The sequence below is a fragment of the Candidatus Sordicultor fermentans genome (assembly GCF_012728195.1).
Classification (GTDB): Bacteria; Atribacterota; Atribacteria; order Atribacterales; family Caldatribacteriaceae; genus Sordicultor; species Sordicultor fermentans.
Map to the genome: position 1 here is coordinate 1 of NZ_JAAYFP010000064.1, position 2479 is coordinate 2479.

2 protein-coding genes are annotated in these 2479 nt (G+C 40.3%); one reads left to right on the forward strand and one right to left on the reverse strand.

The features are described from left to right. Positions 1-505, forward strand: a 505-nt coding sequence (locus GXZ17_RS02920; RefSeq protein WP_409375791.1) for a DUF4416 family protein, incomplete at its 5' end; no start/stop codon positions are given. Here GXZ17_RS02920 and GXZ17_RS02925 read toward each other — a convergent pair. Then, positions 450-2189, reverse strand: coding sequence for an ABC transporter ATP-binding protein (locus GXZ17_RS02925; RefSeq protein WP_409375792.1), 1740 nt, complete (start codon positions 2187-2189; stop codon positions 450-452). The two genes, GXZ17_RS02920 and GXZ17_RS02925, sit on opposite strands and share 56 nt — an antisense overlap. Positions 2190-2479: the final 290 nt, after the last annotated feature.

Here is a 2479-nt window from a genome sequence, read left to right on the forward strand (position 1 = left end):
CGCTGTTCTTTATGAAGAAAGAAACATATTAGAAGATATTTTGCCCCAGCTTGAAAAACGATGGGGAGAAATTGAGTGGATTAGTGAGGAGATTCCTTTCACTTACACTGACTATTACCAAAATATTGGAGAAAACTTGAAAAGAGTATTTATAGTCTTCAAACCCTTGATTGACCCAGGAGAATTAGCCGACATAAAAGTTGCCACCAACGAGATAGAAAAAACTACTCAGGAAGGAGAGAAAGAACGAAGAATCAATTTAGATCCCGGTTACTTTGACGGGGGTAAAATTGTGCTGGCCAGTACTAAAAATTTCTCTCACCGCGTCTATCTCTGCAGAGGTATATATGCTGAAGCCACTATTAAATGGGAAAAAGGAGACTTTCGGCCTTTCCCTTATACTTATCCCGACTACCAGAGTCCTGAGTATCGCCCTTCCCTTCGGAAAATCAGAGAGCTTTATCAAAAGTCTCTACACCAAAAAGACGTCGATAATAAAGATTAGATTGTAAAAGCTCTTCGTGTGTTCCGTCACCTCTAACTCTTCCATCTTCAATAACAATAATCCGGTCTAAATCTTTTACCATACTCAAGGAATGAGCCACTACTATTACTATCTTATCTTCCTCAATGTTGGCAATGGTATCTAAAATATATTTCTCCGATTCAGGATCCAGGTTAGAGGTAGCCTCATCAAAAATTAAAATAGGAGGATCTTTTAGCAAAGCTCGAGCAATGGCAATTCTCTGTTTTTGTCCTCCGGAGAAGCGAGCTCCTCCTTCTCCCACTTCAGTGTCATAACCTTTTTCTAGATGGACAATAAATTCATGAGCGTGAGCTCTAACAGAAGCAAGGTGAACCTCTTCTGAGGTGGCATCTAAGTTTCCATATAGGATGTTTTCTCTTATCGTTCCCCCTAAAATCAGAGTGTCCTGTAATACTACCCCCATCAAGCTTCTCAACGAGGAAAAAGTCAATTCTCGAATATCAACACCATCAATTTCTATGCTCCCCTCATCCGGGTCATAAAAACGGAGAAGTAAGTTAATTAACGTACTCTTTCCCGCTCCGCTTCGTCCCACTATCCCCACTTTTTCTCCTTTTTTAATTTCTAGATTAAAATTTTCCAGTACTTTTTCTTCCTGGTAAGAAAAAGAAACATTCTTGAATTTTATCCCTTCTTGCAAAGAAGTTATTTCTTTTTGTCCTTCCATCTCTTTACCCCACAAAGGAAGATCTAGAAAATCAAAGAGTCGCTCAGCAGAAGCCAAACTCTGCTGAAGAACCTGGAAGCTGCTGGAAAAACGTGAGAGAGGGGTGGAAGCAGTAAGTAAATATCCCAGAAAGGCTATTAACTCACCGGTAGTAAGGTAACCTTGAATAACCTCTCTTCCACCATACAATAAAACAGCGGTAACACCACAAGCAGAGACCAATTCTACCAGAGGGGTAAGTAATGCCTTAGCTCGAACTTGCTCCATGGCCAGATCAAAGCTGGCCTCATTTTCTGCTTCGAATTTTTCGATTTCATAATTGCCAGTCATATAAGATTGAAAAATCTTCATTCCCGCCATTGCTCTCTCCACCAGAGAAGCCAATGATGCCACTCTCTTTTGCAAGAGATGAGAAACTCCCTTAACTTTTTTCCCCAGGTACTCTACGCTAAAACCCACCAGAGGTAAAACCGCTACTGAAAACAGAGCCAGCTTCCAGTGGATAAGAAACAACAAAATTATAGAGCCAGAAAAAATAAAAAAGTCCATAAACAGGTTAACAAAAGTATTAGAAAAAAGATTCTGTAAAATTGCCACATCATTAGTGAGGCGAGACACTACCTCTCCTGCAGGATTATCGCGGAAAAAAGAAGCAGGAAGAAAATAAAGATGCTGATACAATTCAGAACGGAGACGAGTTGTGGCCCGAAATCCAGAAAAAGAAACCCATAAGTTCTGAAGATAAGAAGCCAATCCCTTAAAGAAAAAAAGAATTACTGCCCCCAGAGCAATAAAAAGAAGAAGCCGGTTGTCTCTTCCTATTAGAGCATCATCAATGGCACCTTTAACCAGCCAGGGAACAACCAAATTAAATCCTGCTCCCAAGAGAGCCATGATAAAGGCACCTATCACATAGACTTTATAAGGACGAAGATACCCCCAGATACGGCTAAAAGCACTACTTTGCTTTTTCATTAGTCCACTCTCTGAGCATTTCCGCCAGGCGTGGAGATACACCGCGTAGAGAGCGCTCCTTGGGAAAGTAAATTCCTGGTTCCTTATTCAACACTCCTTAAATTACCTCCAGTGCTTTCGATACAAATAGATTTCCCTTAATTCCTAAAAGTTCATACATAGAAAGAGAAATCCGCTTCCGCCCCTCAGCTAATTTCTTCCTTCCACTATTTTACCCTAAAAAGGGATTTTTTCCTAATCTTCGGAAAAGAAGAATCTGTGTACAAATCTACCTTTCGCAATCATTTAAA

Excerpts from the sequence above, each read along its gene's own strand:
- GXZ17_RS02925 (WP_409375792.1), bottom strand. The coding sequence starts at position 2,189 with ATGAAAAAGCAAAGTAGTGCTTTTAGCCGTATCTGGGGGTATCTTCGT.